Origin of the sequence: Terasakiella pusilla DSM 6293, from assembly GCF_000688235.1 — a bacterium.
Lineage (GTDB): Bacteria > Pseudomonadota > Alphaproteobacteria > Rhodospirillales > Terasakiellaceae > Terasakiella > Terasakiella pusilla.
Genome location: NZ_JHYO01000001.1, coordinates 68,118 through 94,278 on the forward strand (window position 1 = coordinate 68,118; position 26,161 = coordinate 94,278).

Here is a 26,161-nt window from a genome sequence, read left to right on the forward strand (position 1 = left end):
ATATGACCCGTAAATTAAGTGCCGGCAAACTTGTCATCGCAAGCCATAACGAAGGTAAAGTCCGTGAAATCCGCGAACTGCTCGCCCCGTTGGGGATGGACGTGATCTCTGCTGCTGAACTTGATTTACCGGAACCTGTGGAAGACGGCGACAGCTTTATCGCCAACTCCCTTCTTAAATCCCTGGCAGCGGCCAAAGCCTCCGGCTTGCCCGCCATGGCAGACGACTCGGGCCTCGCCGTGACTATTTTAGGCGGGGCACCGGGCATCTATTCTGCCCGCTGGGCCGGTCCGCGCAAAGACTTCGGCCTTGCCATGCAGAAAGTCCAAAACGCGATTGAAGAATTTGACACCATTGAGCAAAAGGCCGATCGCAGCGCAGCCTTTATCTGTGCACTGTCCCTAGCTTGGCCAGATGGTCACACCGAAGTCTTTGAAGGACGCATTGAAGGCCAGATGGTCTGGCCTGCGCGCGGCGACGCTGGCTTTGGCTATGACCCCGCTTTCCAACCCGAGGGCTATACCCTCACCTTTGGGGAAATGAACCCGGCGGAAAAGCACGAGATCAGTCACCGTGCCGATGCGTTTAGACAAATGGTCAACGCCTGTTTCTAATTAAACAGGCCGCACAAACTGTTTGCGCAAATCATCCGATTTCTGGCGGGAAATACACCCCTCCACATGGTCGTTGATCAGCCCCATTGCCTGCATGAACGAATATACCGTGGTTGGACCGACAAACTTCCAGCCCCGTTTTTTCAATTCCTTTGAAATCGCAGCAGACACGTCATTGGTCGAGACCGATTGCGGGGCCGGTTGATCTTTCTCATCCGGCTCATAAGCCCAGAAAAAGGCGGCGAGTGATCCTTCACGCTCCACCATTTCAAGGGCACGTTTGGCATTGTTGATCACCGCTTCGATTTTGCCACGATGGCGCACAATGCCGGCATCCGTCACCAGCCGTTCCACATCCTGATCCGTATAGGTCGCCATCTTGTGAAAGTCGAACTGGTCAAAGGCTTTGCGGAAGTTTTCCCGCTTATCCAGGATGGTACGCCAACTTAAGCCGGACTGAAAGCTTTCCAGACAGAGCTTTTCAAACAAACGTTGGTCATCGGCAACCGGATAGCCCCATTCGTCGTCATGATAGGGGAAAAAATCATCAATCGACCCACACCATCCGCAGCGCGGTTGTCCATCCGGTCCCAAAACTGTTTTACTCATGGCCTCACCTTCCTGTTATAGTTTTTCAAAACTAATGCATTACGCTCTTAAAACCCACAGCTAATTCCTGATTGGAGATCCCCCCCATGCCCACGCCTCTTGACGAGCTTCTCACCTTCTGGTTTGACAGTGCCGACCCGCAACAGATGGCAAGCCACAAACAGGAATGGTGGATGAAAGACGACGCCTTTGACCAAAAGATCAGCAACGATTTCGCGCCGCTGTTTCATCTTGCCCAAAGCGGCGAACTGGAAGAGTGGAAGGCCACAGCGCTTGGCTGCGTCGGGTTGGTTCTCCTGCTCGATCAGTTTCCACGTAATATGTTTCGCGGACAAGCCGAAGCCTTTGCCTGCGATGCCCAAGCGCGCGCGTTGACCCGCCATGTTCTTTCGCGTGGCTTTGATCAGAGTCTCCCTTTGGGTCCGCGCCTGTTTCTGTATCTGCCGCTGGAACATAGCGAAGACCTTGACGACCAAAATCAATGTGTAGAACTGATAAAGTCTTTGAAAGATAAAGACTATCTGGACTACGCGGTGCAGCACCAGAAAATTATCGCAAAATTCGGACGCTTCCCCCACCGCAACGACGTTTTAGGCCGCAAAAGCACGCCGGAGGAAATCGAATTTCTAAAACAGCCCGGTTCTTCCTTTTAAACGAAAGACTTACTCGTCAAATGGGATGCAGCTTGCCTTTTAATTTATCTTTTTGTATAATATTTCGATTGACGGAAATTATCTGAAGATATAAATCCGCATAAAACGATCCGGCTTCCAAGGTAACGACTATGTCACAGGCAACCTCAGTTCGAGCTTTCGAAAAGCAGACGAAACCCCACTCGCATGAGTCTAAGGCCGACTGGATTTTCGTCCTTCTTTTTAACCTGTTTGTGGTCTTCGCTTGCCTGCAGATGGATATGGCAAACTGGCTGACAAATATCGTTGCCACACAGACCGTCATTTACCTGCCGATTGCCGCCTCCCTGTTCCTTTCTCTCATCTATATGCTGGAAAAAAAGCGCCGCATTGCGGTTGGAGAACGCAACAAGTTCATGCGGGAATCCAAACATGACACCTTAACCGGTCTTTATAACCGCCAATTCTTCCACGATTCCGCCCGTATTGAAATGGAACGGACCAAACGCGTTCCCTCTACGTTTTCTGTGGTGATGCTGGATATTGATGACTTTAAAAAAATCAATGATACCGAAGGTCATGCCATCGGGGACGCCGTGTTGACAGAATTTGCTCAAGTGCTGGAAAATACCGTGCGCCAGACCGATGTCGTTGCACGTTGGGGCGGGGAAGAGTTTTTGATCCTGTGCCGCGATACAAACGAGCAAGGTGCTCTGACCCTCGCTGGCAAAATCCGTAAGACCTTGCAACAGGCCGACTTCCCTTGCGCACAAGCCGTAACTGCCAGTATCGGTCTCTCTTCCGTTGCCGAAGCGCAAAATCTGGAAGACCTGATCAAGCTTGCCGATATGCGCATGTATGAAGCCAAGCGCAGCGGTAAAGACCGAATTGTCCATCAAACCAAACTGGCTAGCTGATCCTTACGAACAAGCTTTCGCCATCGCATTATAGGCCGCAGAAATTCCCTTGAGAGAATACGTATCCTCAGTCACCGTACCGCGTGTTGACGTGCCTTTGACCTGCAGGGTCGAACCAGCTTTCATCATCTTGACCAAACGCACATCATCCTTGGTCTCATAAGTCCAGGCTGTCTCGTTCGACCCAAAAAGCTTAAAGTTCGCGCTGCCGACGCTAACCGCGACATCAACGCCTTTTTTCAGCGGATACCCCTGATGGAAACTCACCACATCCTTGAAGCCTTCGGATTTACGGCGGGTCACCAGAACATAGATATCGCCGCGGTTATCCTTATGGCTGGCTTTGGTCGGGACAGACGCAATATAACAAACGCTGGCCTTTGCTTTTTTATCTGCAAAGACATCCCAATCGCCGTGTGGGCCTAAAAACTCGAATCCCGCTGCCTGTGCCTGCGCAGACAGAAGCAGCGCGCCAGAAAATATCAGTTTTTTCATCATATATTTGTGATAGCAAAAAGCCGTTAACAAACTGTTTAACGAAAATTACTCGCCCCAGTTATCCGGCACTTCCGGTGGGCTATCTTCAAACGGGGAGCCATGACGGAAGATCGGTCCCCCAAAAGTTGGCGCAGCCAAAGGGTCGGTTGGGCCACCGGCACGTACCGGACGGTCCGCAAAACGTCCCATACTTTGCACCCGGTCATACATGACCAATGCACCTGCCGTCCCCACATTGATGCAGAACTTCATGGGGATTTTAATGATATGGTCGCAACGTTCAATAATCGCAGGCGATAGGCTGGATCGTTCCGGCCCCAGAAGGTACGCCGCTTTGGTTGGATGGCGAAAGCTCGGCAGCTCAATCGCATCTTCGGTCAACTCTACGCCTACCAGCGCACAGCCTTGCGGCAGCATCATATCATCCATGGTCGGGAAGCTGTAAAACGGGGTGTGATCAATAGACTTAGACGTGTCCGTCTTATTCCATTTATAGCGGGAATAGTTGGCTTCGACGGTATAGACAAAGCTCGCGCCAAACGCATGGGCTGTGCGAAACAGGTTCCCCACGTTGTAGGCTTTGCTGACGCCTTGAATACCAATTCCAAAATATCCGCGCATGATGTCTTCCTCCTTTCCCGAAAGGTTGGTACATATAATGCAATGCACATCGGATCAAGGAGTTCTTCATGAAAGCGGCACTATGCACCACATTGGATGGCTACGAGTCTCTCACCCTTTGTGACGTGGCGACCCCGACACCCTCAGACACTCAAGTCCTGATCCGTATCAAAGCCAGTGCCCTCAATTTTGCCGACAGCCTGATCGTCAAAGGCAAATATCAGGTCAAACCGCCGCTGCCCTTTTCCCCTGGGCTAGAATGTGCCGGAATTGTAGAATCTGTGGGTAAAAACGTCACCACGTGTCAGGCGGGTGACCGGGTCATGGCGATCCTCAACTACGGGGGATTTGCGCAATATGCCCTTGCGGATGCGCATGATGTCTTCCCCATACCGGACAATCTGGACTTCAACACAGCCGCCTCTCTCCCTGTTGCCTATGGCACCTCCCATCATGGCTTAACCGCCAAAGCGCAGCTAAAAGCGGGCGAAACATTGGTCGTGCATGGGGCAGCCGGCGGCGTGGGGCTAACCGCCGTCGAAGTGGGCAAACGCTTGGGCGCAACCGTCATCGCCACAGCGGGCGGGCCGGAAAAACTGGCAATTTGTAAAGAACATGGCGCGGACCATTTGATCGATTACCGCGACGGCAATGTGCGCGACAAAATCAAAGCCCTAACGGACGGTTTAGGCAGCCATGTGGCCTATGATCCGGTTGGCGGTGATCTGTTTACCGAAACCTTGCGCAGCACCCGTCAAGACGGGCGCATTCTTGTGGTCGGGTTTGCCAGTGGCGATATCCCGCAAATCCCCGCCAATATTATGATGGTAAAAAACATCACCTGCATCGGCTATCACTGGGGCGCTTATCGCACGCTGGACCCCGATAGCTTGCGTGCCTCCTTTGCAGAACTCATGAGCTGGATCGAAGACGGCACTCTGAAGCCTCATGTATCCCTGACCTTTGGATTGGACGACGTCAAGCAAGGGTTTGAGGCCCTGCTTGCCCGCAAATCCACCGGCAAAATCGTCATCGAAATCCCTTAAAGGCCAAGGTGATAATAAATAATATCCATGTCCGGTGCCTCTTTACCCAATCGGGTCAGACAGGCATGGGCATGACCGCGATGATGGGTCTGGTGATTAAACACATGGGCAAGGATCGTGCGGACCGGTGCCTCATACGCCCCACCTGAAATGGACTGATAGTGCAACACACTGCTCACAAACGCGGGGGTTAGCCCTTGGCAGAACCGGATAATCTCTTCATCCTGCGCTTGGCGCGCCGCCCAGAGGTCTTCCACAGATTCATGCAGAATCATATTGAGTGTCAGGTCCGTGCGCGGTGTTTTTTGCAAACGCCCCAACCATGCCAAGTCTGCCACAAGAATATGGTTTAGCGTGCCCTGTAAGGATTTAAAATAAACATCACAATCTTGGCGGAATTCCTGATCGCTCAGACCTTCCAACGCCTTATACAGACGCTTGTTTGCCCATTGATTATAAAGTGCCAATTCCAAAAAATAAGATTGATCCATCAATCCAGACCTTCCATATGGTTAGTAAGCGCGCTTGAGCTTCCCGTTAGAAAACTTTTAGCGGTAATTTATGTATTTTTATTCAACTGAATTTGCTGTAGCGTGACAGAATAAAGAATATAGGTGAACGTCATGTACCTCAAATTCATTCTCGCAACAGTGGTCGCCTTGCATCTGGGCGGCACGTGGGTGGCAAAAGCCGACACGGATTTGTCGCGTGTACAGGTCATCACTTCTTTTTACGCCCCGTACAGCTATAGCGAAGATGGCAACACCCAAGGCATTGCCGTCAATCAAGTCCGCCGCTTGCTTGCGGAACTCAATTTTTTCCCCACCATCAAGATTTATCCGTGGGCGCGCGCCTATACCACCGCGCTAAATGCACCCAACACCGCCCTGTTTTCCATCGCCCGCACACCGGAACGCGAAGAGATGTTCCATTGGATTGGAGAAATTATCGGGTTTAACGTCCTGCTCTATCGCCACAAAAACCGCGACGACATTCAGGTCAACAGCCTGTCCGATTTAAAAAAATATAAAGTCGGTGCACTCAGTAAAGATGTCAAAGGTCAGTATCTCAACACACATGGGATTGCCACCATTGACATCAACAACGAAGAAACAGGCATCAAAATGTTGCAGTCCAACCGCATTGATTTGTTGCCTACAGATCGTCACTCCATGGAATACCGCTTAAAACAAAACGGCATCCCCGCAGATAGCCTTGTGCCGGTCTTCCCGCTGAAGGACATTTCAAAACCGCTCTATATTGCCCTGAGCAAAGACACGGACCCTGAAATTGTCGCGGCGTTTAGAGAGGCTTATAAGCGCGCCTTCCCATAAAGCGGCGCACCATCCCCGGCTTGGTCAGGACCAGCACATTACCAAACAACACCAGCGGCACACCGACAACGGCCTCCACAGGCCAGTGATAGCCTTCATACACAGTGGATAAACTCAGAGCCACCAACGGGAATAGGACAATGCTATAGACCGCTTTTTCCGGCCCGATATTGCCCAACAGGGTCAAATAGCATCCAAAGGCAATGACAGACCCAAAGAGCGCAAGATACAATAAAGACCCCACATAGAGTGGGCTTGGGTCAAAGTTAAATTCATGGCCCTGCACAAGGGCAAACAGGCCAATAAACACCGCGCCATAGGCCATACCCCATGCATTCGCCTGCATCACAGGAACCCCGTTTCGCTGATTACGGCTGGACACCATATTCCCGCACGAGGCCAACAAGGTGCCGACCAAGACCAGACACATGCTGTAAAAACCCACATCCGTCATATCAAAGGTCTGAATCTCCGGCCAGAAGACCATAAGTGTCCCGCCCATCCCGAAGGAGGCGCCAATGATCATACGCAAGCCGATCTCGGACTTAAAGAACAGGCGGCTGAGGATAATATTCATCACCACCATGGAACAGAACCCCACACTCACCAATCCGGTGGAGATATGCCCTGTCGCCATATACATCAGCAAATAGTTGCTGCTGAACAGACACAAACCCAACAACGCCATCCACAGATGGGTGCGTATATCAAATCGAAGTGATTTTCGCGTCACCAGACAAAAGACCAGCAACATGACGCTTGCCAAAGCAAAACGATAGGCGATGGAAACTTCTTCCGAAACGATGCCGAGCTGGAATTTAATCGCCAACCACGTTGATCCCCAGATCAGCACCGTCGAGATATACAAAAGGGTATTGGTCATTCTTTACCTATTATTTTATTTCACCCAAAACGGTTTTTCCGTTTCAGCATGAATGTCGGCAGCAGACAAACCGATGTCCTCCAGCAGATGGGGGCTAAGGGCTGCCAATTGACGGCGGCTTCTGTATCTTTGGCCCCATTTTGCCAACAAGTTAAGGACAGAAAGATAGCGGTTTTTGGCTTCTTTCTTAACGTCTGTCTCCACACAACAGTCATTGAGTTGATAATTTTTAAGAGTCCCTACTGACATGATATCCTCATCACATTTTATATTGAAACAGTAGAGGCGCGCCTCTTATGGTTATGTTTTACCCAAGTTTGACACTGTTCACAAACGAGCTTTTTTGCTATAACGGATTAGAAAAACTAATCTGAACGACAAGATTGTATCGACACAATGGCCCGTAAGCTCCCCCCACTGAACGCCCTTCGCGCCTTTGAAGCCGCCGCGCGACACCTCAGTTTCACCCGCGCTGCCGACGAATTGTTCGTCACACAGGCCGCCGTCAGCCATCAGGTCAAAACGCTGGAAGAACATCTCGGCATAAAATTATTCAGGCGTCTAAACCGGGCCTTGATGCTGACCGACGAAGGGCAAAAATACTTTCCCGATGTACGCGATGCACTCGACCAGTTAGCCCAAGCGACCAAATCCCTGCATAAATCTGATACCAGCGGCGTGATGACTTTGTCGGTCATGCCGTCTTTTGCCTCACTTTGGCTGGTGCCGCGCTTGCAAAACTTCACCACGGCCTACCCCGATATTGACTTGCGAATTTCTGCCGATGATAAAATTGTGGACTTCAATCAGGATGATGTGGATTGCGCTATTCGCTATGGTTTGGGCAAATGGCCCAATGTCTATACCCAAAAATTCCTGTCCGAAGCCGTTTTCCCCGTCTGCTCCCCCTTATATCTGGAAAAGCACCCCTCCTTAAGTGATCCTGAAAATCTAAAAGGTCATGTGTTGCTGCACGATTATGCCGTCATCAACGAGTCAGAGCGCCATTTATCGTGGAAATACTGGCTCGCCAAGGCAGGGATCAACGATGTGGATCATACCCGCGGCCCCAAATTCTCCCACACCCATATGGTTATGCAATCCTGCCTTGCCGGAGAAGGCGTTGCCTTAGGCCGTTCCGCCATGATCCAGAGCGAGCTGGACGCCGGCCGATTGGTCCGCCTGTACGACTATGCGATTAAATCAAAAGTAGCCTATTATTTCGTCTGCCCACCCAACGCGATAGAAAGGTTCAAAATTAAAGCATTTTGCGATTGGTTATTATCAGAAAGCCCCGAAACTTGATGCCAAATTTCAATAAACTTCTGATAATCTCGTTTCAAATGAAACGATTATAATGAGGCTTATTCATGTTGCTCGCAGAGGCGCTTTTCACCGCACTTAAAGACCGCGGTGCCACCGAAGTTATTGGGATTCCCGGCGATTTTGCCCTTCCCTACTTCAAAATCCTTGAAGACAGCAAAATCCTTCCCCTTTATACCCTCAGCCATGAACCCGGCGTTGGGTTTGCCGCAGATGCCGCCGGACGCTTCAACTCCAAACTTGGTGTTGCTGCTGTTACCTACGGCGCAGGCGCCCTCAACATGGTTAACCCGGTTGCTCAGGCTTATGTGGAAAAGTCACCGCTTGTCGTGATTTCCGGCGCGCCCGGTAAACTGGAAAGCCAGCGCGGCCTTGGCCTTCATCACCAAGTCAAACGCATCGATTCTCAGTTTAAAATCTTTGAAGAAATCACCTGCGCCCAAGTCGTGCTGGATGATGCCCAAACCGCGCCCAAACTCATCGCAGAAGCCTTGGACACCTGTCTGATCCAATCGCGCCCGGTCTATATCGAAGTCCCGCGCGATATGGTCGCAGAAGAAGTCGAACCTGTTGCCCCTTACGTTGCCCCGGAAAAAGACATGGACGCCGTGCGCGCCTGTGCGGAAGAAATTCTGGAACATTTGCGCGCAGCCAAACAACCGTGCCTCATGGCAGGTGTTGAAATTCGCCGCTTTGGTCTGGAAGATAAACTCGCGGAACTGACCTCCATCCTCGGCATTCCCGTCGTGACCTCCTTCATGGCGCGCGGCATTTTGGCAGATGCCGATGCACCGTTGCTCGGCACCTATCTAGGCCTTGCCGGCACCGAAGACGTGCGTAAAGCCGTAGAACAATCGGACGGCCTCTTGATGCTTGGCGTCATTTTATGTGATACCAACTTTGGGGTCTCCAAACGCGAGATTGACATGCGCGCCACCGTTCATGCCTTTGATCGCGCCGTCAATTTTGGTCACCACACCTATCCGAACGTTCCTCTCAGTGCTTTGATCGAAGCCTTGATCGAGATCGCTGAACCGTTAGGCGACGCTAAAAAAGTTCCTGCGCCCAATTATCCTAAAAACCTTGTCGCCGATGATAGCGCGATCACCCCGACAAACATCGCCTGTGCGGTCAACGATATGTTTGCTAAACACGGACGTATGCCGATTGCGTCCGACATGGGCGATTGCCTGTTTACGGCGATGGATATCGAAAACACCGCTCTGATCGCGCCGGGCTATTATGCCTCTATGGGACCGGGTGTGCCTGCAGGTCTGGGGATCCAGGCGACCTCTGGCCAACGTCCGCTGATCATGGTCGGCGATGGCGCCTTCCAGATGACGGGGTGGGAATTGGGCAACTGCCGCCAATATGGCTGGAACCCGATTGTCCTGTTGTTCAACAACCGAAGCTGGGAAATGCTGCGCACCTTCCAACCGGGGCCGGACTATCACGACCTTGATGATTGGGGCTTTGCTAAAATGGCGGAACCCATGGGCGGTCACGGCACCCGTGTCAGCACGAAAAAAGAATTGGTCAAAGCCCTTGAAGCCGCCGTGCAAGACACATCACGCTTCCATCTGATCGAAGTTATGCTGGAACGCGGCGAGATTTCCCAAACCCTCAACCGTTTCGTCAATGCGGTGAAACGACTAAGTGGCGTGAAGTAAAACACCCCCGCACTAAAAAAGGCCCTTGCAGATGCGAGGGCCTTTTGATTTGGGACGGGCTGGATTTACCAGTTTTCCGCCAACTCTTCAAAATGGGCTTGCGGGTGGGCACAAGCCGGACATTCGTCCACCGCTTCCGTGCCTTCATGGATATAGCCACAGTTGCGACAGCGCCATTTCACCGGCTCATCACGTTTAAAGACGCGATCGTTTTTGATGTTATCTGCCAATTCGGTAAAGCGCTTATCGTGCTGTTTTTCCGCAATGATGATGTGATCAAAGACAGAGGCGATTTGCTCAAAGCCTTCTTCACGCGCGACGCGGGCAAATTCGGGGTACATATCCGCATGTTCATGCTGTTCCCCACCCGCGGCATCACGGAGATTTTCTTCAGTTGTGCCATTGCCGCCCGCCGGAAGCGTAATCGCGATTTCCAGATGCGATCCACCTTCCAAGAATTTATAGAGACGACTGGCGTGCGCCTTTTCCTGATCCGCGGTTTCCTGAAAGATATCGGAGATTTGCACATAGCCTTCTTTGCGCGCTGTCTTTGCAAAAAATTCATAGCGCGTACGCCCAACAGTTTCGTTGGCAAAAGCGGTGATAAGGTTTTTTTCGGTCTGCGTTCCTTTAAGGGACATTCTTCTTCTCCTGAATTTATGTGCAATTTAAACCATCTTCGCCTTTACGTGCGAGGACGGATCGTCTACTGATAAAACGCTTATATAGAGGGTAAGTCACACTTGACGATTACGCAAGGCCACGAACTTCTACCTTTCTTTTTTTAATAAAAAATTTTAGATTGCCTTCGCACACATTAGCAGGAATACGGAATTCACGCATGTCTAACCCTTTCATTATCGGACTGAAAACCAATCCTCAGCTTTTCTTTAACGAGCTGGATACAATCGAAGTTCAAGCGATTGCGCAAGCCTGCCTGCGCGTTCTGGAAACCCGTCATAAAGAGGGCGACTCCGAAGCTGCCGGATGTCTGCAAAACGTCTATCGTGACGTCGCCAACATCGAACTGTGACCCGTTACATCCCCTTTTTGTTCGTCTTCCTGTGGAGCACCGGCTTCATTGGCGCAAAGATGGGGCTTCCCTATGCAGAACCATACACCTTCCTGCACATCCGTATGGTGCTGACCTGTCTGTTGTTATTTGTCGCCATCCTTGTCCTTAAAAAACGCTGGCCGACAAGCTGGAAGCTCACCGGTCATGTGGCCTTTTCCGGCGGGCTTATTCATATCGGCTATTTGGGCAGTGTCTTTACTTCCATCGCCATGGGGATGCCGTCAGGCATGACCGCGCTTGTCTGCGGGTTGCAACCCTTGCTGACCGCCGTTGCCGCTTATCCAATATTGGGGGAACGGGTTAAACCCATGCAATGGGCGGGGCTCTTCCTCGGGATCGTCGGCGTCATGCTGGTGCTCAGCGAAAAAATCGACCTTGCAAACCCCGATCAACTGTTTAACGGCTTTAGCATGGCTGCGGTTGGATTTGCGTTTCTGGCCGTCACCTCCATCACCGCAAGCTCGCTTTACCAAAAGAAATATTGCACAGAAATGCCCCTGATGACGGGCACCTTCATTCAATATCTGGTCGCAGCCATTGCCTACACTGTTCTCGCCTACAGCCTAGAAACGGTAGAGGTGCAATGGACGGGGGAATTTATCTTTGCTTTGTTCTGGCTGATCTTTGTGCCTTCATTCGGCGCCATCAGCCTGTTGATGTGGATGATCAAACAGGGGGCGGCCTCTAAAGTTGCCAGCCTGTTTTACCTTATCCCCCCTGTCACAGCGCTTGAAGCCTTCTTGCTGTTTGACGAGACATTGGGCCTCATCGCTGTGTTGGGCATGGTCGTGGTAAGCCTTGGAGTATGGCTCGCCATTAAAAATTAAAGGCTGAATTCCGGCAATTCCGAGATCGGCCCCAGGACGGCCAGTGTGGGTTGGGTGGCAAAGACTTTCTGCGCCACCTGCAACACCGCCTCCACATCAACCGCATCCAGTTTTTCCACCACTTCTTCGGCGGGGACCGGACGGTTAAAGACGATCATTTGACGCGCCAGTTGCTCACAACGTGTCGAGGTGCTTTCCATCGACATCAAGATGCTGGATTTTAACTGCGCGCGCGCGCGATCCACTTCCACAGCCGTCACTTCTTGCATGGATTTTTTGATCTCATCCACCAGCACTGGCATCATCTCAGCGACATCTTCCGGTCCAGTGCCCGCATAAAGGCCCAGCATTCCGCCATCATCATAGGCAGACACAAAGCTGTAGATCGAATAGACGAGGCCGCGCTTCTCGCGAATTTCCTGAAACAGGCGCGACGACATGCCCCCACCGAACAGGGTGGAGAAAATGCTCAGCGCATAAAAATCAGGATCATCATACTTCACCCCGTCAAAGCCGATCACCACATGGACCTGCTCGACACTGGGGCGGTTTTCAAGGAACGTGCCGCCTTTATACTGCGTGGGTTCCGGCTTGATATCGGTGCTGGGTTTCAGCTTGGTAAACTTCTCGCGGACCAAGGCAACCAACTCGTCATGATCCACGTTGCCCGCCGCACTAAAGACCATATTCGATCCGGCGTAGTTATCCTGCATATAACCGAGGATATTGTCACGACTGAGGGATTTAACGATATCCGCTTCCCCCAACACCGGACGCCCCATCGCTTGATCGGGATAGGCTGTCAGCTGAAAATGATCAAAGATGATGTCATCGGGCGTATCGTTGGCTTGCAAGATTTCCTGCAAGATCACGCTGCGCTCCCGTTCCAACTCTTCCGGGTCCATGACGGAATTTTGCAGAATATCGGCAATCACATCGACGGCAAGACCCACATCTTCCTTAAGGACTTTGGCATAATAAGCTGTGTTTTCGCGTGAGGTATAGGCATTGATATGTCCGCCGACATTCTCAATCTCTTCCGCCAGATCTTGGGCAGACCGCGTGGTCGTCCCTTTAAAGGCCATATGTTCCAAAAAGTGAGAAATGCCGTTAATTTCCGGCTTTTCATGGCGGGCACCGACCTCGATCCAGGCGCCAAGGGAAACGGATTGCACAGAGTCCATATAGTCTGTGACAACGCGCAGACCGTTTTCCAATGTCGTAACGCGAACGTTCATTTATGCTAATGTCTTCTCAATATAGGACTGAATAGTCGCCAAATCGTTTTCCAGAACGTCGAAACGTTCCTCACGATCAAATAAATCTGCCAGACGTTCCGGCAACGCCGGATGCACGCCACTGGCGTCTTCCACAGCCGCCGGGAATTTCGCCGGATGTGCCGTTGCAAGGGAGATGGTGACCACATCCGCTTTTGCAGCAACGCGCGCGGCTTCACAGCCGATGACGCTATGCGGATCAAGCAACTCGCCTGTGCGCTCGTAAAAATCACGAATCGCCTGCTTGGTTTCTTCATCATCCAATTTCTTGGCGCTGAAGTCTTTGCACATGGCTTCCCAACGCTCTTTACCAAAATCGACTTCGCCAGTGTCGCGGAACTGCGACAGAGCTTGGGTCAGGGCAGACCCGTCCTGATCGTAATGCTGCGCCAACAAGCGTTCAAAGTTTGACGAAATCTGAATATCCATAGAGGGCGACAAGCTCGGCTCTACAGTTTCCATTTTCATCACGCCGGTCTGGAAATAGCGCGTCAGAATATCATTGCGGTTGGACCCGATGATAAAACCCTCAATCGGCAAGCCCATCATCTTTGCACAATAGCCCGCAAACACGTTGCCAAAGTTCCCGGTCGGGACAGAGAAACGCATCTCGCGGTCCGGGCTGCCCGTTTGCACACCCGCCCAGAAGTAATAAGCGATCTGCGCCATAATGCGCGCCCAGTTGATGGAGTTGACCGCAGACAGGTTCAGCTTATCGCGGAAGTCCATGTCGTTGAACATCGCCTTGACCGCATCCTGACAATCATCAAACGTACCTTCCACCGCAATGTTATGCACATTGCTGGACAGGATCGTTGTCATCTGGCAACGCTGTACGTCAGACACACGGCCTTTCGGGTGCATGATAAAAATATCGATACATTCACGATCGCGACAGGCTTCGATCGCGGCTGATCCGGTATCACCGGATGTGGCGCCAACGATGGTGACCTTCTCGCCGCGTTTTTTCAGCACATAATCAAACAGACGACCGAGCAGTTGCAGCGCGTAATCTTTAAAAGCCAATGTTGGACCATGGAACAGTTCCATGACCCACTGGTCGCTATCCAACTGCTTGAGCGGCGCAACTGCCGGGTGGTCAAACCCCGCATAAGCATCGCGCACCAACTCGGCAAAATCATCTTCAGGGATCGAGCCTTCAACAAACGGGTACATCACACGGATCGCCATATCCGCATAGGACAGGCCGCGCATGTCACGAATTTCGTCTGGCGTAAACGTGGGCCAGCTTTCCGGCAAATACAGGCCGCCATCGCGTGCCAGCCCCGTCAGCAGAACATCATCAAACGAAAGTGCGGGCGCTTTGCCGCGTGTGGATACGTATTGCACCGTACAGACCTCTTGGAGATTCAAAACATTTGGGCCGTATTTAACACGGTTTACAAGGCGAGTCCAAGACCAAACGGACTTGCCTTCAAGTTTGTTTTATGTGCTTATCAAGCCTTGGACATTTAAACCGGACCGACACTCGTGACCCTTTTCCTCCTAAAGATCATCGTGACCGTTGCCATCGTACTGGCCTTATCGATTATTGCAGAACGGGTCAGCCCGAAATGGGCCGGACTCTTGGGTGGCTACCCGTTAAGTGTCGCCATTGTCCTGATCTTTATCGGCATACAGGAAGGCGAGGCATTTGCCGCAGAAAGTGCCATCCACACCCTTGCGGGGCTTGCCGCCAACCTGTCCATCTTTGCGACCTATGGGCTGATGCTAACCCTTCGACCAAACCTGCATTGGCTGGTCTGTATCATGCTTGGCCTGACGTCATTTTTTGCGGTGGGCAGCCTGTTGGGGCAAATTGATTTTACCCTGATCAGCGCCTTTGCCTTTATCGTCAGTGCTATCCTTGTCTGTATCTTTGGCTTTAAGCAATTTGCCGAGATTAAAATCACCAAAGCGGTCAAACTCAGTTTCCGGGTCGCCTTTGTGCGTGCGGCTTCCGCTTCCTTCGTGGTGCTGGCGATCACAGGATTAGCAAAACAACTCGGTCCCCAAATGGCGGGCGTTCTGGCAAGCTTTCCGGCCACCGTCTTTCCCATGATCGTCATTGTGCATGTCACCTATGGGGCAGCGCCCGTACTGGCAACGCTTAAACATTTCCCCATCGGCTTAGGGGCAACATCGATCTTCTGCCTTGTGTACGCGCTCGCCCTTGCCCCCTATGGCCTTTTCCTCGGCACCGTTATTTCCTTTGGCGTTGCAACCGTTTATCTACTCGGCTTTTCGGCTATCCAACAAAAAATGCGCCGATCCTGAGATCGACGCATATCGTCTTCACTTCGCTTATTGAAAAATCAAGCAACCGCTTTGAGGCTTGCCAATACCTTTTCAACAGGCTGACGATCGCTCAACACCTTCAACAAAGGACGCGGCGTCAACTTGGCACTCAGGTCGGCTTCTGCTGCAACGGACAATTGTTCATAAGACAATTCCCCTTCCACATGGGCGCCTCGTTCGACAATCACCTGACGCGCCTGAATGCTGCCCTGAACATATCCCATGATACGAACAGTGTCGGCAATCACGTCGCCTTTGACATACCCTTTACGCCCAATGGTCAGCACATCCACCTCGATGGTGCCGTTGACCTTGCCGCGCAAGTCCAGTTCGCCTTTCCCACGAATGTCGCCCTTGATCGTACGGTTGCGACGAACGATAGCTTTATTCGGTTTTGAAAACATGGTTTTTACTCATACAAATTTCGATACGTAAAATTTATAGCGCAAACAGGTAAACAGGCTGTTAACACCCAGGCAGTTAATTTAAGATTTTCCCTGACCGACAAAAGCGATCAGTTCATCCAGATATTTTTGCACCTGACGTGACGGTTCCTCGATCTGTTCAATCAAGGAAATCGCTTCGTCCAGTTTGTGCTCCTGATAGGCTCTGGCAGCAGCAATCCCCAAGCTATGCACTTGTTCATGAGGCGGATCGATAGCAGCAAAGGCCGGATGCGCCTTCACTTCAGCATCCTGATCGCCAAAATACCATTTACCCAAACGGCAATGCATATGGTCTGCAAGTTCGTTCGGGTCAAGGGAGGCACGGCCCACAACCATATCCGCCAGCTTTTTGCGCCAGATCATATGATCTGCCTTAGCGCGGATCAAATCGCGCGCCGCAAAATCATGCAGCATCAAACGATCCATCTGGGTGGTGATCAGCGTTTCCGTCTGGTCCATTTCGTTCAAGACCTCGGTATTGGCTTCCACATTCTGTTGCGCCATAGCTGAAATCTGGCTGGCATGAACGGCTGTTTGTTCAGTGACACCTTGCTGTTGTTCCAGCACGGCGGCGACTTCCTGCATATCGGATGTCACGCGATCTACACCACGATCAATTTCTTCCATGCTCTTCAGGGTCGAGGTGATGATTTGCTGACCATTCTCAACCGCTTCCGCCCCTTCGGACATAGAGGTCGTAATTGCATCCATTTCATGACGCAAGCGCTCAATCCGGTCATTAATATCCGTGGTCGCCCGTTCGGTCTGGTTCGCAAGGTTTTTCACCTCAGACGCCACCACCGCAAACCCTTTACCAGCTTCACCCGCGCGCGCTGCTTCGATGGTCGCGTTCAGGGCCAAGAGGTTCGTTTGGGACGCAATATTATTAATAAGTCCAACAACCTCGCCAATCTGTGTAGAGGCATCTGCCAGATCTTTCAGTTTTTCCACCCCGTGGGATACCGATTCGGAAATCGCATTAATCGCGCCGATGGCCTCTTGGGATGCAGACATGCTCTGTTGCACGATTTCCTGCAAATGCTGCGCTTCAGAAGAACTGTGATGCGTTGTATTGGAAATCTCGTGAATGGACGATGCCATCTCTTCCATCGCAGAGGCCAAGGCTTGCGAAATCTCATTCAGCTCATTCAAGCTACGCGCAGATTTGGCAACAGAAATAACCGTGGAGTTGTTTGCGATAGACAATCCGACCGAACGCAGGAGTTGCGTTTCAGAGCGGGCACAACTGGTATCAGAGAGCTGCTTTAACTTGCGCGTCAGTTCGTCCCGGCCTTCCGGCACATTACTATAGTCACGGTTGATAAGCGCATCGACCTGTTGCAAGGCTAATGTCATCTCGCAATGTTCCTCGGCCGGTGCACCCGCACCTTGCGACACCATCACTTGATCTTGTTTTTTCTTGGATTTTCCAAAGAGTGACATATACCCCCCGCACTTTTCGAAAATTGAAGTTGAATGAAGATACATAAAATTTTATCTAAAACAACTTAAAACTTTTAGGTTGAATGGATTGGAAGTTACATACAAGACTCACGGATCGTTTTCTCATACTTTATATGTATAAAAACAAAAAAGGCCGGCACCGAAGCGCCGACCTTTTTTAAAACAAGACCTGTCTGATCTATTGGCGTTGCAGTTGCAGCTTCTTAATTTCTGCAATTGCTTTACCTGGGTTCAGACCTTTCGGGCATGTGTTTGTGCAGTTCATGATCGTGTGACAACGATAGACTTTGAACGGATCGTCCAGATAATCCAAACGTTTGCCAGTTGCTTCATCACGAGAGTCAGCAATCCAACGATAGGCCTGCAACAAAACAGCCGGGCCGAGGTATTTGTCAGAGTTCCACCAATAGCTTGGGCAGGATGTCTGGCAAGAGAAGCACAAGATACATTCCCACAGACCGTCAAGCTGCTCACGCTCTTCGATGGACTGCAGACGTTCCTGGTTTGCAGGCGCCGGTGTATCGGCTTGCATCCAAGGCTCAACAGAACGAAGCTGTGCGTAAGGCAGGTTCAGGTCAGGCACCAGATCCTTGATTACCGGCATGTGCGGCAGCGGATAGATGTGAACTTCACCCTTAACATCAGCGATCGGCTTCAAACACGCCAGTGTGTTTGTCCCGTCGATGTTCATCGCACAGGACCCGCAGATCCCTTCACGGCAAGAACGACGGAATGTCAGCGTCGCATCAATTTCGTTTTTGATCTTGATCAGCGCATCCAGAATCATCGGACCACACTCATCCAAATCAATCTCGAAGGTATCGATCTGCGGGTTGTTGCCGCTATCCGGATCGTAACGATAGATTTTGAAGACTTTTACATTCTTCGCACCGCTTGGCGCTTTGAATGTTTTGCCGACAACCGGATCGGAGCCGGCGGGAAGATTAAATTCAACCATGAGCTCTTCTCCTTAGTAAACACGTTCTTTAGGAACGATGTACTCAACTTCGTCAGTCAAGGTCCATGTGTGAACCGGACGATAATCCAACTCAACAGAACCATCGTCTTTAACGTAAGCCAATGAATGCTTCATCCAAACTTCGTCGTCACGGTTCGGGAAATCTTCGTGAGCGTGCGCGCCACGAGACTCTTTACGTGCTTCAGCAGAAACGATAGTGGCTTTCGCGCAGGCCATCAGGTTTTCCAGCTCAAGTGTTTCAACGAGGTCGGAGTTCCAGATCAGGGAACGGTCAGAAACGTTGAGGCTATCCAGCTTCTTCGCCGTTTCAAAGACCTTGTCCATACCTTCTTTCAGGCTGGCTGCTTCCCGGAAGACCGCCGCATGCGTTTGCATGGTTTTTTGCAGTTCCAGACGAACGTCAGCCGTCTTATGCTCGCCATTTGCATTACGCAGACGATCAAAGCGATCCAGAATTTTATCAGTGTAATCTTGTGACAACGCTTTGTGCGGCTCACCCGCTTTCATGGTTTCAGCACAACGCAGCGCCGCTGCACGACCGAAGACCACGATATCCAGCAGAGAGTTTGTGCCCAGACGGTTCGCACCGTGTACGGACGCAGACGCACATTCGCCAATCGCCATCAGACCTTCACAAACCGCATCCGGGTCGTCTTTGGTCGGTCGGATCACTTCGCCATGATAGTTGGTCGGAATACCGCCCATGTTATAGTGAACTGTCGGCAGAACCGGGATCGGCTCTTTAGACGCATCAACGCCAGCAAAGATTTTCGCTGTTTCAGTGATACCCGGCAGACGCTTGAGCAATTCTTCCTTCGGCAGGTGTTCCAGGTGCAGATAGATATGGTCTGCATCTTTACCCACACCGCGACCTTCACGAATTTCCATCGCCATGGACCGTGACACAACGTCACGTGAGGCAAGGTCTTTCGCAGTCGGTGCGTAGTTCGGCATGAAACGCTCGCCTTCGGAGTTGGTGAGATACCCACCTTCACCGCGCGCACCTTCCGTGATCAGACAGCCAGAGCCGTAGATGCCGGTCGGGTGGAACTGAACGAATTCGTGATCCTGCAACGGAATACCGGCACGTGCCGCCATACCGTTGCCATCGCCTGTACACGTATGTGCAGATGTACAAGAGAACCAAGCACGACCATAGCCACCAGACGCCAACACAACTCTGTGGGCGCGGAAACGGTGGATTTTACCTGTGTCCAGATCCCAAGCAACCAGACCACGACAAACGCCGTCGTCGTCCATCAACAGGTCGATACCGATATATTCTACAAAGAATGTGGCATCATGTTTCAGACACTGGGAATAAAGTGTGTGCAAGATCGCATGCCCCGTACGGTCAGCCGCCGCACACGCACGTTGTACCGGTGCTTCACCATAGTTGGACATGTGACCACCAAACGGACGCTGGTAGATTTTACCTTCTTCCGTACGGGAGAACGGCACACCGAAATGTTCCAGTTCCTGAACCGCAGGGATCGCGTTACGACACATATATTCGATCGCGTCTTGGTCACCCAGCCAGTCAGACCCTTTTACGGTGTCGTACATGTGCCATTGCCATTTGTCTTCCGCCATGTTGCCCAAGGCAGCGCCAACGCCACCTTGTGCCGCAACAGTATGCGAACGAGTCGGGAATACTTTGGTCACACAGGCTGTTTTCAGACCTGTTGCTGCCATGCCAAGCGTCGCACGCAAACCTGCGCCACCGGCACCCAGAACGACCACATCATATTCGTGTTCGATAATTTCGTAGGCTTGAGCCATAATTGATTAGCCTCCAAACGCGACTTTTAAGATGGAGATCAAACAAGCGATCGCCAAAACTGTTGCCAGAAATTTCACAAGGATCATGCTTGTATAAAGCGTCGTCTTGTTGTGAACGTAATCGTGAATCACTTCACAAACGCCTTGTTGAGCGTGATGGAAAGTGATGACGATAAACAGACTCATCAACGTGGCATTGACCACATTGCCAGCCCATGCCTGATAAGCCGCATAGTCTGCGCCCAAAAGACCGATCACACTAAAGATGAACCACAGTGACAGCGGAACCAGTGCAATAGAAGTGAGGCGTTGAATCCACCAAGGACCCACACCGCTGCGGGAAGCACCAAGATTACGTGCGCGTCCCAAATGACTTTGCATTTTCATAAGGTGTACTCCTATGGATTAAACAGAATAACCGATGATCCAGGTCGCGACAGTCAGAACAGCAGTCACTGCCATCCCGATGCGGCCGGTCTTGATCAGGTCTTCTTTCTCAAGGCATTTGCCCATATCCCAGATCAAGTGACGAATGCCATTGACCAGGTGGTAATACAGACAGAACGTCCAGCCGATCAACATCAGTTGACCCAACCAGGAGCCGAAAAAGGCCTGTGCGGTTTCATAGCTTTCCGCGCCATAAGCGGCAGCGATCAGCCAATAAGCGAATAACAGTGTACCGATAGACAGCAAAATGCCTGTCACACGGTGTGAGCCAGACATAAGACCGTTCAACGGAAACTTATAAATCTTCATATGAGGCGAAAGGGGTCGATTTCCCGTCGTCATGGACTGGTTCCTTTACCATGAAAAAAGAGGGATAAAAAATGTATCAAGGGTTTACTCTCCTGAAGAAGCGAAGTCAATTCATCAGACCCAAAATGGTCAAAAAAAGCCTGTTTTCCAAGGTTTTTGCCCTGAGTGGTATGACCGATTCAGGTATTTCCCCGTAGATTAATGATGGGTATTCCAACAAACCGGTAGCGCGATACTTTTTTATACATCCGATTCGCCGGAATGGATCACCATTTCATCCTAAAGCTGAAAACGACGATTATATCTGTCGCAAAAACCGCTTCTAGAGTTCAAAACTTTCTTCAATCTCTTGCAATGTATGCTTTTCTTGCAAGGTCGGTTGAAACACCGGACGCTGCACCTCATAGAGAACACCCGTACTAAATCCGTCATCGCGCGCCAAGAAAGCAGCGGCCTGAGAAAGATTGCCGGTTTCCTCAATCTCCCCTTTGCGAACAATCTTTTTCCATTCGGTCTGTTCCGGGCGGAATGTCACACACGGACTGAGGATTTGTACAAACGAGAACCCTTTATGCTGCATGGCTTGTGTAATCAGCTTGGCCGCGCCATTGGGATCCCCCGCAAATCCGCGGGCAACAAAACTTGCCCCCGCAGAGAGCGCCACCGACAACGGATTAAACGGCGACACCCCTGTGCCGTGCGGGGTCAGTTTCGACCCTTCCCAATCCGGCGGCGTGGTGGGGGAGGCCTGACCCTTGGTCATGCCGTACACTTCGTTATCCATCACCACATAAGTGATATCCACATTGCGACGGCACGCATGCAAAAAATGGTTGCCGCCAATGGAAAAGCCATCGCCATCCCCGCCCGTTGCCACGACCGTCAGATCCGGCCGCGCCACCTTCAGGCCGGTGGCACTGGCCAGCGCACGCCCATGAATACCGTGAAAGCCATACACACTCGTGTAAGCCGGTATGCGACTGGAACAGCCAATACCGGAAATCACCGCAGCCTGTTCCCGCGGCACCTGCAATTCAGCCAACGCCTTTGTGATCGCTGCCAAAACCGAAAAGTCACCACAGCCCGGACACCAGACAGGTTTATAGTCGGACTTATAATCTTTAAAGGTCAGTCGTTTTTCCTGCACAACGCTTTCCATCAGATCATCTCCTTCAGTTTTGCGACAATTTCAGCGGGGCGATAGGGCAGCGGCCCCGGCTTCGCCAGCACATCGGTCTGTTTCGGCAAATCATACTCGCTGCGTAGATAACGGTAGAACTGTTTGGAATGGGTCTGCTCCACCACCAGCACTTTCTCTACACCGGCAAGTGCCGCCTCAAACGCATCGGGTAAGGCGGGCGCCAGCAACCGCAAGGCAACCAGCTTGACCGACTGTCCGTCTGCCGCCAATCGTTGAATGGCCTCGCGCACAGGCGCTGTCACTGATCCGAAAGTCACAACCGCGATGTCGCCTTCACCTTCGATCAGTGCCCAATGCTGTCCGTACTCAAACTTCAACAGCTTACGCTGACGCTTGTCCAATTGCGCATAGTGATCTTCCGCCGCCGAGCTGGGTCGCGCGTTTTCCGCCGTTTCCAAACCATCCGCCACATATTCCCCCCCGTGTGTGCCGGGGATCGCCATCGGGGACACGCCGCTGTCGGTCAGGGCATAGCGCTTGTATTCAACGACCCCATCACCCACCACGTCGCGTTCTGCAATAAAAGCGAGGTCCGCTGGCTTATCAATAATATTGCGCGATTGCCCCAAAGACTGATCGGACAGAACAATCGCAGGCGTTTGCAGCTTTTCTGCCAGATGAACAGACCATTGTACGGTAAAGAGACAGTCAGCAATCGAGGTCGGGGCCGTGACAAGGTGCGGCGCATCCCCATGCAAACCATGAAGCGCAATATTCAGATCACTTTGTTCGGATTTCGTCGGGATGCCCGTACTCGGCCCCCCGCGCATCACATCAATCACCACCAACGGAATTTCGGCAGAAACCGCCAAGCCCAGCGCTTCCGTCATCAAAGCCAAACCGGGACCAGATGTGGCCGTTAGGGAGGGCACACCGCCGAAAGAACCGCCGATCACCATATTAATAGAGGCCAGCTCGTCTTCTGCCTGCACCAGAGTCCCGCCGACCTTTTCGATATTCGGGGCGAGCCACTCCAGAATTTCCGTCGCTGGTGTAATGGGATAGGCCGCACAAAACCGCACGCCTGCACGCAGCGCGCCCATACCGGCCGCTTCATTCCCCGTCAGGGACCAGCGCGTTTTGTCTTGGGCAAGGCGTTCAAGGTGGAGGTTCAGGCCGATCTCGGCTTCCAAATCATCGGCCAATTGCATGCCTTGGCGCAGACCTTCAAGACTGGCATTCAGCGCGACCTCCCCTTTGCGATGCAGGACTTTTTCAAGGATCGCTTGCAAGGCCTCAAGCGGGATGCCTGCCAACTCCCCCAATATCCCGAGCCCGATCATGTTAGGGCGCCCGCCTTCAATATTTTTTGCAGTTTCCCCCAACGGCACGAGCACCTGTCGGGCAACGGATCGGGTAATCATCTCTGGTGGGTTAAGCGCATCCTGATCGCCAATAATGACACTATCAGGGCGCAAGGGCAGCTCTGCAGCAAAGCGATCCACATTCATCCAGTCAAAGCAGAACAGCACATCAAAAGTGTCGTTGGGGCAATCAATCGGCTGGCTGGACAAACGGATATAAGCCGCCGCTTCCCCGCCGCGAATCTGCGGCCCGCTGGAGCGTGTCATCAACCCATACAAGCCCGCCTTGGCAGCCGCATCCAGCAACATCTGGCCTGCAGTCATTACACCTGCGCCACCGGCACCGGTGATCGCGATAGAAACTGTCTGTGAGGTCATCTGTCTTCTCGCTTTTTTACCCAATCAAAAACTCATCCAGCACTCTTTCAGAAACCGCGACACAGGCCCATGACATTTATCAATTCACCTGCTCGTTCTTGAAAAATGCTTTATTTAAAACGAGATATTTATATCAGATAGATAGGATATAGACCATAAAAGAAACCGGACAGCCTACACTGTCCGGTTTCTCGATCTTGTTCACAGCCCAACGCCTCACGGCGTGGCGTATGAGAAATTAATTTGCTTCGGCAGCCAAAGCGCGCGCCAGTTGGCTCAGAGCATCCTGATGGCGGTCGTTGTCGATATGCGAGAAGTTACGCGCCAATTCAAGGCACATGCGCTGACGTTCGGTCAGCTCAATCTCGGTATCATCATCTTCATCAAGCCCTTCATAAAAGTAACCAACGGCAACTTTCAGGACTTGTGCGATTTCATACAGACGACCTGCAGAAATGCGGTTGATGCCGCGCTCGTATTTATGTGCTTGCTGATAAGTAACACCGATCATATCAGCCATCTGCTGCTGGCTTAAACCCAGCATAATACGACGTTCACGAATACGGGCTCCCACATGGCGATCTGTATCCGTAGCTCGATTTGCAACTTTTGGTTCAGTTGACATTTTACTTACCTTCCCCCAGGTCCAACCTGAGCTTTTTCTACACTAAAAACCTATCTATCAATGATTACTAGCTCGGAAATATTTAAGCAAGCTTATATTTCAAAATATTTCAAATATTTCAAATATTTCACCCTTAAAAAGATAGAAACCGTAAGAAAACCCTGTATTTATACCTATACGTTCAGATAGTCCGAAAGTATTAGCGCTACAATATTTCAAAATATTTCAAGAGGTAGCCGGATTAGGCTACAAAATTGACACTTGTCTGAACGGGTGGGATCACAAACGTCCTATTGGCCTGCTCTTCACGCAGCAAAGCCGCCTTCAGCGCCTCTGAACGTCCACCTGGTTGTGCACCTGCAGACAAATAAGCTTTATGAGAGGCTTCGTATATCGCATTCGACGGGGCGGCCTGCGACTCCGCTTCGCTTTCTTGCTGCAACAACTGTGCCTGCACCAGATTCGCAACTGGCGTAAAGCGCGCGAACCCCGTGCTGGAAGAAAACGCATTTTCCTGAGCTTCTGATGCAGAGGCGGGCCGGAACCCATCGCCCTCAACCGCCGCTGAGGAGGTGCGTTCTTCTTCTGTGCGCTGTGCATCGGTAAAACCGTTTTTCTTCGGCGCATCACGATTGATCTGTGCCTGACGCTCGCGCACATCGCCCGGCAACGTCTGCACAAAAGCCTGCGCTGCACGTTGCACCGCTTCCCCGTCCCCTTCCGGCAGAGGACGCGTCTGCGCGCGAACGGGAGGAGACTTTGGAACTACTAACGGTCCATAAGCTCTGGTTTCAATGGGAAGGGCCACGAGAATCACTCAATCACGACTAAAACGCGATGAGTATAAATCAAACCGTGTAGCCTGTCAGCTTATTAAAAAAACAGGGGCCGCCCCAAAAGGACCGCCCCTGCGTAAATTCTTTAAAAGTTCAGACTGTCTTTATTTGTCAGACATCTTGGAAAGCTGCTTTTGCATCGCTTCCAGTTGTGCTTTCATCGCTTCAAGGTCATCAACAGCCTTGGTCTGTTCTTTCACCGTCGCTTCTTTTTTAGCTTCTTGGGCGCTTTGGTCGTCACCATCACGATAAAAGGTTGGCGCAAACATACGCATGGCATTTTCAAACATCGCCATGTTCTGCTTGTTCATTTCTTCAAAGCTGCCAAACGGGTTTAAGCCGCCCATGGTTTCCTGCATGTAATCGCGCATCTTTTCCTGATTGGTCGCAAAAGACTGCATGGATTGTTCCAGATAGCTCGGCACCAGACCTTGCAGGCTGTCCCCGTAAAAGCTGATCAGGTGACGCAGGAAACTGACCGGTAAGAGATTTTGCCCCTTAGCTTCTTCTTCCACAATGATTTGCGTCAGGACAGAACGTGTAATCTCGTCACCGCTTTTTGCGTCAAACACGGCAAACTGCGTGCCCTCTTTCACCATCTGCGCCAAATGATCCAGCGTCACATAGCTACTGGTCGCCGTATTATACAGACGACGGTTCGCATATTTTTTGATCGTGATCGGAGCGTCTTTATCTTCATTTTGTGCAGCCATAGTAACTCTACTTTATCCTTGATTCAGTCTAAAGCCCTCTCCCTAAGGGCCTC

General features: G+C 51.4%; 30 protein-coding genes. 10 read left to right on the forward strand and 20 right to left on the reverse strand.

What is annotated here, in order from left to right; genetic code table 11:
- Positions 1-2 precede the first annotated feature (2 nt).
- A complete protein-coding gene (gene rdgB, locus Q397_RS0100370) occupies positions 3-614 on the forward strand; it encodes an RdgB/HAM1 family non-canonical purine NTP pyrophosphatase (RefSeq protein WP_028877726.1) in 612 nt (203 codons plus the stop codon).
- On the opposite strand, the gene Q397_RS0100375 is transcribed toward rdgB, so the two are convergent.
- Entirely contained in the window at positions 615-1,223 is a 609-nt protein-coding gene (locus tag Q397_RS0100375; RefSeq protein WP_028877727.1) for a DNA-3-methyladenine glycosylase I, read from the reverse strand. It abuts the gene before it with no gap.
- An 86-nt stretch (positions 1,224-1,309) separates the two neighbouring features.
- On the opposite strand from Q397_RS0100375, the gene Q397_RS0100380 reads away from it, so the two are divergent.
- Together Q397_RS0100380 and Q397_RS20340 are read left to right on the forward strand one after the other, a co-directional pair.
- The gene (locus tag Q397_RS0100380; RefSeq protein WP_028877728.1) at positions 1,310-1,876 is read left to right on the forward strand and encodes a DUF924 family protein; all 567 of its coding nucleotides are present in this window, start codon (positions 1,310-1,312) and stop codon (positions 1,874-1,876) included.
- Positions 1,877-2,007: 131 nt separating this feature from the next.
- On the forward strand, positions 2,008-2,772 hold the full coding sequence (locus Q397_RS20340) for a GGDEF domain-containing protein (RefSeq protein ID WP_051609555.1): 765 nt from the start codon (positions 2,008-2,010) through the stop codon (positions 2,770-2,772).
- Positions 2,773-2,775: 3 nt separating this feature from the next.
- Here Q397_RS20340 and Q397_RS0100390 read toward each other — a convergent pair whose 3' ends face one another.
- A complete protein-coding gene (locus tag Q397_RS0100390) occupies positions 2,776-3,270 on the reverse strand; it encodes an invasion associated locus B family protein (protein WP_028877729.1) in 495 nt (164 codons plus the stop codon).
- Positions 3,271-3,315: 45 nt separating this feature from the next.
- Positions 3,316-3,891: an RNA methyltransferase gene (locus tag Q397_RS0100395; RefSeq protein ID WP_028877730.1), complete on the reverse strand. Its 576-nt coding sequence runs from the start codon at positions 3,889-3,891 to the stop codon at positions 3,316-3,318.
- A 68-nt stretch (positions 3,892-3,959) separates the two neighbouring features.
- Between Q397_RS0100395 and Q397_RS0100400 the strand changes: the two genes are divergently transcribed.
- Complete coding sequence (locus Q397_RS0100400) at positions 3,960-4,937, forward strand: NADPH:quinone oxidoreductase family protein (RefSeq protein ID WP_028877731.1); 978 nt, start codon at positions 3,960-3,962, stop codon at positions 4,935-4,937.
- Here the strand turns inward: Q397_RS0100400 and Q397_RS0100405 are convergent.
- The gene (locus tag Q397_RS0100405) at positions 4,934-5,428 is read right to left on the reverse strand and encodes a DinB family protein (protein WP_028877732.1); all 495 of its coding nucleotides are present in this window, start codon (positions 5,426-5,428) and stop codon (positions 4,934-4,936) included. The genes Q397_RS0100400 and Q397_RS0100405 overlap by 4 nt on opposite strands.
- A 132-nt stretch (positions 5,429-5,560) precedes the next feature.
- Here Q397_RS0100405 and Q397_RS20345 point away from each other — a divergent pair, with 132 nt between their 5' ends.
- A complete protein-coding gene (locus tag Q397_RS20345; RefSeq protein WP_051609557.1) occupies positions 5,561-6,271 on the forward strand; it encodes a substrate-binding periplasmic protein in 711 nt (236 codons plus the stop codon).
- On the opposite strand, the gene Q397_RS0100415 is transcribed toward Q397_RS20345, so the two are convergent.
- Together Q397_RS0100415 and Q397_RS0100420 are read right to left on the reverse strand one after the other, a co-directional pair.
- Positions 6,240-7,154: a DMT family transporter gene (locus tag Q397_RS0100415; RefSeq protein ID WP_028877733.1), complete on the reverse strand. Its 915-nt coding sequence runs from the start codon at positions 7,152-7,154 to the stop codon at positions 6,240-6,242. The genes Q397_RS20345 and Q397_RS0100415 overlap by 32 nt on opposite strands.
- A gap of 15 nt (positions 7,155-7,169) precedes the next feature.
- Complete coding sequence (locus tag Q397_RS0100420) at positions 7,170-7,403, reverse strand: DUF1127 domain-containing protein (protein ID WP_084148868.1); 234 nt, start codon at positions 7,401-7,403, stop codon at positions 7,170-7,172.
- Positions 7,404-7,550: 147 nt separating this feature from the next.
- On the opposite strand from Q397_RS0100420, the gene Q397_RS0100425 reads away from it, so the two are divergent.
- Positions 7,551-8,459 (forward strand): transcriptional regulator GcvA, encoded by a 909-nt coding sequence (locus tag Q397_RS0100425; RefSeq protein ID WP_028877735.1) that lies wholly within the window; start codon positions 7,551-7,553, stop codon positions 8,457-8,459.
- Between the two features lie 65 nt (positions 8,460-8,524).
- On the forward strand, positions 8,525-10,147 hold the full coding sequence (ipdC, locus tag Q397_RS0100430) for an indolepyruvate/phenylpyruvate decarboxylase (protein WP_028877736.1): 1,623 nt from the start codon (positions 8,525-8,527) through the stop codon (positions 10,145-10,147).
- Positions 10,148-10,212: 65 nt separating this feature from the next.
- Here ipdC and rbr read toward each other — a convergent pair whose 3' ends face one another.
- Positions 10,213-10,788, reverse strand: coding sequence for a rubrerythrin (gene rbr, locus Q397_RS0100435; RefSeq protein WP_028877737.1), 576 nt, complete (start codon positions 10,786-10,788; stop codon positions 10,213-10,215).
- A gap of 200 nt (positions 10,789-10,988) precedes the next feature.
- On the opposite strand from rbr, the gene Q397_RS0100445 reads away from it, so the two are divergent.
- Both Q397_RS0100445 and Q397_RS0100450 read left to right on the forward strand, forming a co-directional pair.
- Positions 10,989-11,180 (forward strand): hypothetical protein, encoded by a 192-nt coding sequence (locus tag Q397_RS0100445; RefSeq protein WP_028877738.1) that lies wholly within the window; start codon positions 10,989-10,991, stop codon positions 11,178-11,180.
- Positions 11,177-12,049, forward strand: coding sequence for a DMT family transporter (locus tag Q397_RS0100450; protein ID WP_028877739.1), 873 nt, complete (start codon positions 11,177-11,179; stop codon positions 12,047-12,049). Before Q397_RS0100445 ends, Q397_RS0100450 begins: the two co-directional genes overlap by 4 nt.
- Here Q397_RS0100450 and Q397_RS0100455 read toward each other — a convergent pair.
- Both Q397_RS0100455 and thrC read right to left on the reverse strand, forming a co-directional pair.
- Complete coding sequence (locus tag Q397_RS0100455; RefSeq protein WP_028877740.1) at positions 12,046-13,287, reverse strand: M16 family metallopeptidase; 1,242 nt, start codon at positions 13,285-13,287, stop codon at positions 12,046-12,048. The two genes, Q397_RS0100450 and Q397_RS0100455, sit on opposite strands and share 4 nt — an antisense overlap.
- On the reverse strand, positions 13,288-14,676 hold the full coding sequence (gene thrC, locus Q397_RS0100460) for a threonine synthase (RefSeq protein ID WP_028877741.1): 1,389 nt from the start codon (positions 14,674-14,676) through the stop codon (positions 13,288-13,290).
- 141 nt (positions 14,677-14,817) lie between these two features.
- Between thrC and Q397_RS0100465 the strand changes: the two genes are divergently transcribed.
- Positions 14,818-15,603, forward strand: a complete 786-nt coding sequence (locus Q397_RS0100465) for a hypothetical protein (protein ID WP_028877742.1) — start codon at positions 14,818-14,820, stop codon at positions 15,601-15,603.
- 38 nt (positions 15,604-15,641) lie between these two features.
- Here the strand turns inward: Q397_RS0100465 and Q397_RS20350 are convergent, their stop codons facing one another.
- From Q397_RS20350 to phaR, 11 genes are all read right to left on the reverse strand, one after another.
- Positions 15,642-16,028, reverse strand: coding sequence for a bactofilin family protein (locus Q397_RS20350; RefSeq protein ID WP_051609558.1), 387 nt, complete (start codon positions 16,026-16,028; stop codon positions 15,642-15,644).
- A gap of 81 nt (positions 16,029-16,109) precedes the next feature.
- Positions 16,110-17,513: a methyl-accepting chemotaxis protein gene (locus Q397_RS0100475; protein ID WP_051609559.1), complete on the reverse strand. Its 1,404-nt coding sequence runs from the start codon at positions 17,511-17,513 to the stop codon at positions 16,110-16,112.
- A 199-nt stretch (positions 17,514-17,712) separates the two neighbouring features.
- Positions 17,713-18,492: a succinate dehydrogenase iron-sulfur subunit gene (locus Q397_RS0100480; protein ID WP_028877744.1), complete on the reverse strand. Its 780-nt coding sequence runs from the start codon at positions 18,490-18,492 to the stop codon at positions 17,713-17,715.
- 12 nt (positions 18,493-18,504) lie between these two features.
- On the reverse strand, positions 18,505-20,295 hold the full coding sequence (gene sdhA, locus Q397_RS0100485; RefSeq protein ID WP_028877745.1) for a succinate dehydrogenase flavoprotein subunit: 1,791 nt from the start codon (positions 20,293-20,295) through the stop codon (positions 18,505-18,507).
- A gap of 6 nt (positions 20,296-20,301) precedes the next feature.
- Positions 20,302-20,682, reverse strand: coding sequence for a succinate dehydrogenase, hydrophobic membrane anchor protein (sdhD, locus tag Q397_RS0100490; RefSeq protein WP_028877746.1), 381 nt, complete (start codon positions 20,680-20,682; stop codon positions 20,302-20,304).
- Positions 20,683-20,700: 18 nt separating this feature from the next.
- Entirely contained in the window at positions 20,701-21,084 is a 384-nt protein-coding gene (gene sdhC, locus Q397_RS0100495) for a succinate dehydrogenase, cytochrome b556 subunit (RefSeq protein WP_028877747.1), read from the reverse strand.
- Positions 21,085-21,373: 289 nt separating this feature from the next.
- Complete coding sequence (locus tag Q397_RS0100505) at positions 21,374-22,210, reverse strand: 2-oxoacid:ferredoxin oxidoreductase subunit beta (protein WP_028877748.1); 837 nt, start codon at positions 22,208-22,210, stop codon at positions 21,374-21,376.
- Positions 22,210-23,934: a 2-oxoacid:acceptor oxidoreductase subunit alpha gene (locus Q397_RS0100510; RefSeq protein WP_028877749.1), complete on the reverse strand. Its 1,725-nt coding sequence runs from the start codon at positions 23,932-23,934 to the stop codon at positions 22,210-22,212. The genes Q397_RS0100505 and Q397_RS0100510 overlap by 1 nt, the downstream gene beginning before the upstream one ends.
- A gap of 238 nt (positions 23,935-24,172) precedes the next feature.
- A complete protein-coding gene (locus Q397_RS0100515; protein WP_028877750.1) occupies positions 24,173-24,559 on the reverse strand; it encodes a helix-turn-helix domain-containing protein in 387 nt (128 codons plus the stop codon).
- Positions 24,560-24,800: 241 nt separating this feature from the next.
- A complete protein-coding gene (locus tag Q397_RS0100520; RefSeq protein ID WP_156950597.1) occupies positions 24,801-25,367 on the reverse strand; it encodes a hypothetical protein in 567 nt (188 codons plus the stop codon).
- Between the two features lie 132 nt (positions 25,368-25,499).
- Complete coding sequence (gene phaR, locus Q397_RS0100525; protein ID WP_028877752.1) at positions 25,500-26,108, reverse strand: polyhydroxyalkanoate synthesis repressor PhaR; 609 nt, start codon at positions 26,106-26,108, stop codon at positions 25,500-25,502.
- Positions 26,109-26,161 lie beyond the last annotated feature (53 nt).

Coding starts and splice junctions, on each gene's coding strand:
- sdhD (WP_028877746.1), bottom strand. CDS start 20,682: ATGAAAATGCAAAGTCATTTGGGACGCGCACGTAATCTTGGTGCTTCC.
- Q397_RS0100505 (WP_028877748.1), bottom strand. CDS start 22,210: ATGGAAAGCGTTGTGCAGGAAAAACGACTGACCTTTAAAGATTATAAG.
- Q397_RS0100515 (WP_028877750.1), bottom strand. CDS start 24,559: ATGTCAACTGAACCAAAAGTTGCAAATCGAGCTACGGATACAGATCGC.
- Q397_RS0100420 (WP_084148868.1), bottom strand. CDS start 7,403: ATGTCAGTAGGGACTCTTAAAAATTATCAACTCAATGACTGTTGTGTG.
- Q397_RS0100455 (WP_028877740.1), bottom strand. CDS start 13,287: ATGAACGTTCGCGTTACGACATTGGAAAACGGTCTGCGCGTTGTCACA.
- rbr (WP_028877737.1), bottom strand. CDS start 10,788: ATGTCCCTTAAAGGAACGCAGACCGAAAAAAACCTTATCACCGCTTTT.
- Q397_RS0100395 (WP_028877730.1), bottom strand. CDS start 3,891: ATGCGCGGATATTTTGGAATTGGTATTCAAGGCGTCAGCAAAGCCTAC.
- sdhA (WP_028877745.1), bottom strand. CDS start 20,295: ATGGCTCAAGCCTACGAAATTATCGAACACGAATATGATGTGGTCGTT.
- phaR (WP_028877752.1), bottom strand. CDS start 26,108: ATGGCTGCACAAAATGAAGATAAAGACGCTCCGATCACGATCAAAAAA.
- Q397_RS0100425 (WP_028877735.1), top strand. CDS start 7,551: ATGGCCCGTAAGCTCCCCCCACTGAACGCCCTTCGCGCCTTTGAAGCC.
- Q397_RS0100400 (WP_028877731.1), top strand. CDS start 3,960: ATGAAAGCGGCACTATGCACCACATTGGATGGCTACGAGTCTCTCACC.
- Q397_RS0100510 (WP_028877749.1), bottom strand. CDS start 23,934: ATGACCTCACAGACAGTTTCTATCGCGATCACCGGTGCCGGTGGCGCA.
- Q397_RS20350 (WP_051609558.1), bottom strand. CDS start 16,028: ATGTTTTCAAAACCGAATAAAGCTATCGTTCGTCGCAACCGTACGATC.
- ipdC (WP_028877736.1), top strand. CDS start 8,525: ATGTTGCTCGCAGAGGCGCTTTTCACCGCACTTAAAGACCGCGGTGCC.
- sdhC (WP_028877747.1), bottom strand. CDS start 21,084: ATGACGACGGGAAATCGACCCCTTTCGCCTCATATGAAGATTTATAAG.
- Q397_RS0100380 (WP_028877728.1), top strand. CDS start 1,310: ATGCCCACGCCTCTTGACGAGCTTCTCACCTTCTGGTTTGACAGTGCC.
- Q397_RS20345 (WP_051609557.1), top strand. CDS start 5,561: ATGTACCTCAAATTCATTCTCGCAACAGTGGTCGCCTTGCATCTGGGC.
- Q397_RS0100405 (WP_028877732.1), bottom strand. CDS start 5,428: ATGGATCAATCTTATTTTTTGGAATTGGCACTTTATAATCAATGGGCA.
- Q397_RS0100375 (WP_028877727.1), bottom strand. CDS start 1,223: ATGAGTAAAACAGTTTTGGGACCGGATGGACAACCGCGCTGCGGATGG.
- Q397_RS0100480 (WP_028877744.1), bottom strand. CDS start 18,492: ATGGTTGAATTTAATCTTCCCGCCGGCTCCGATCCGGTTGTCGGCAAA.
- Q397_RS0100445 (WP_028877738.1), top strand. CDS start 10,989: ATGTCTAACCCTTTCATTATCGGACTGAAAACCAATCCTCAGCTTTTC.
- Q397_RS0100415 (WP_028877733.1), bottom strand. CDS start 7,154: ATGACCAATACCCTTTTGTATATCTCGACGGTGCTGATCTGGGGATCA.
- Q397_RS0100390 (WP_028877729.1), bottom strand. CDS start 3,270: ATGATGAAAAAACTGATATTTTCTGGCGCGCTGCTTCTGTCTGCGCAG.
- Q397_RS0100475 (WP_051609559.1), bottom strand. CDS start 17,513: ATGTCACTCTTTGGAAAATCCAAGAAAAAACAAGATCAAGTGATGGTG.
- Q397_RS20340 (WP_051609555.1), top strand. CDS start 2,008: ATGTCACAGGCAACCTCAGTTCGAGCTTTCGAAAAGCAGACGAAACCC.
- rdgB (WP_028877726.1), top strand. CDS start 3: ATGACCCGTAAATTAAGTGCCGGCAAACTTGTCATCGCAAGCCATAAC.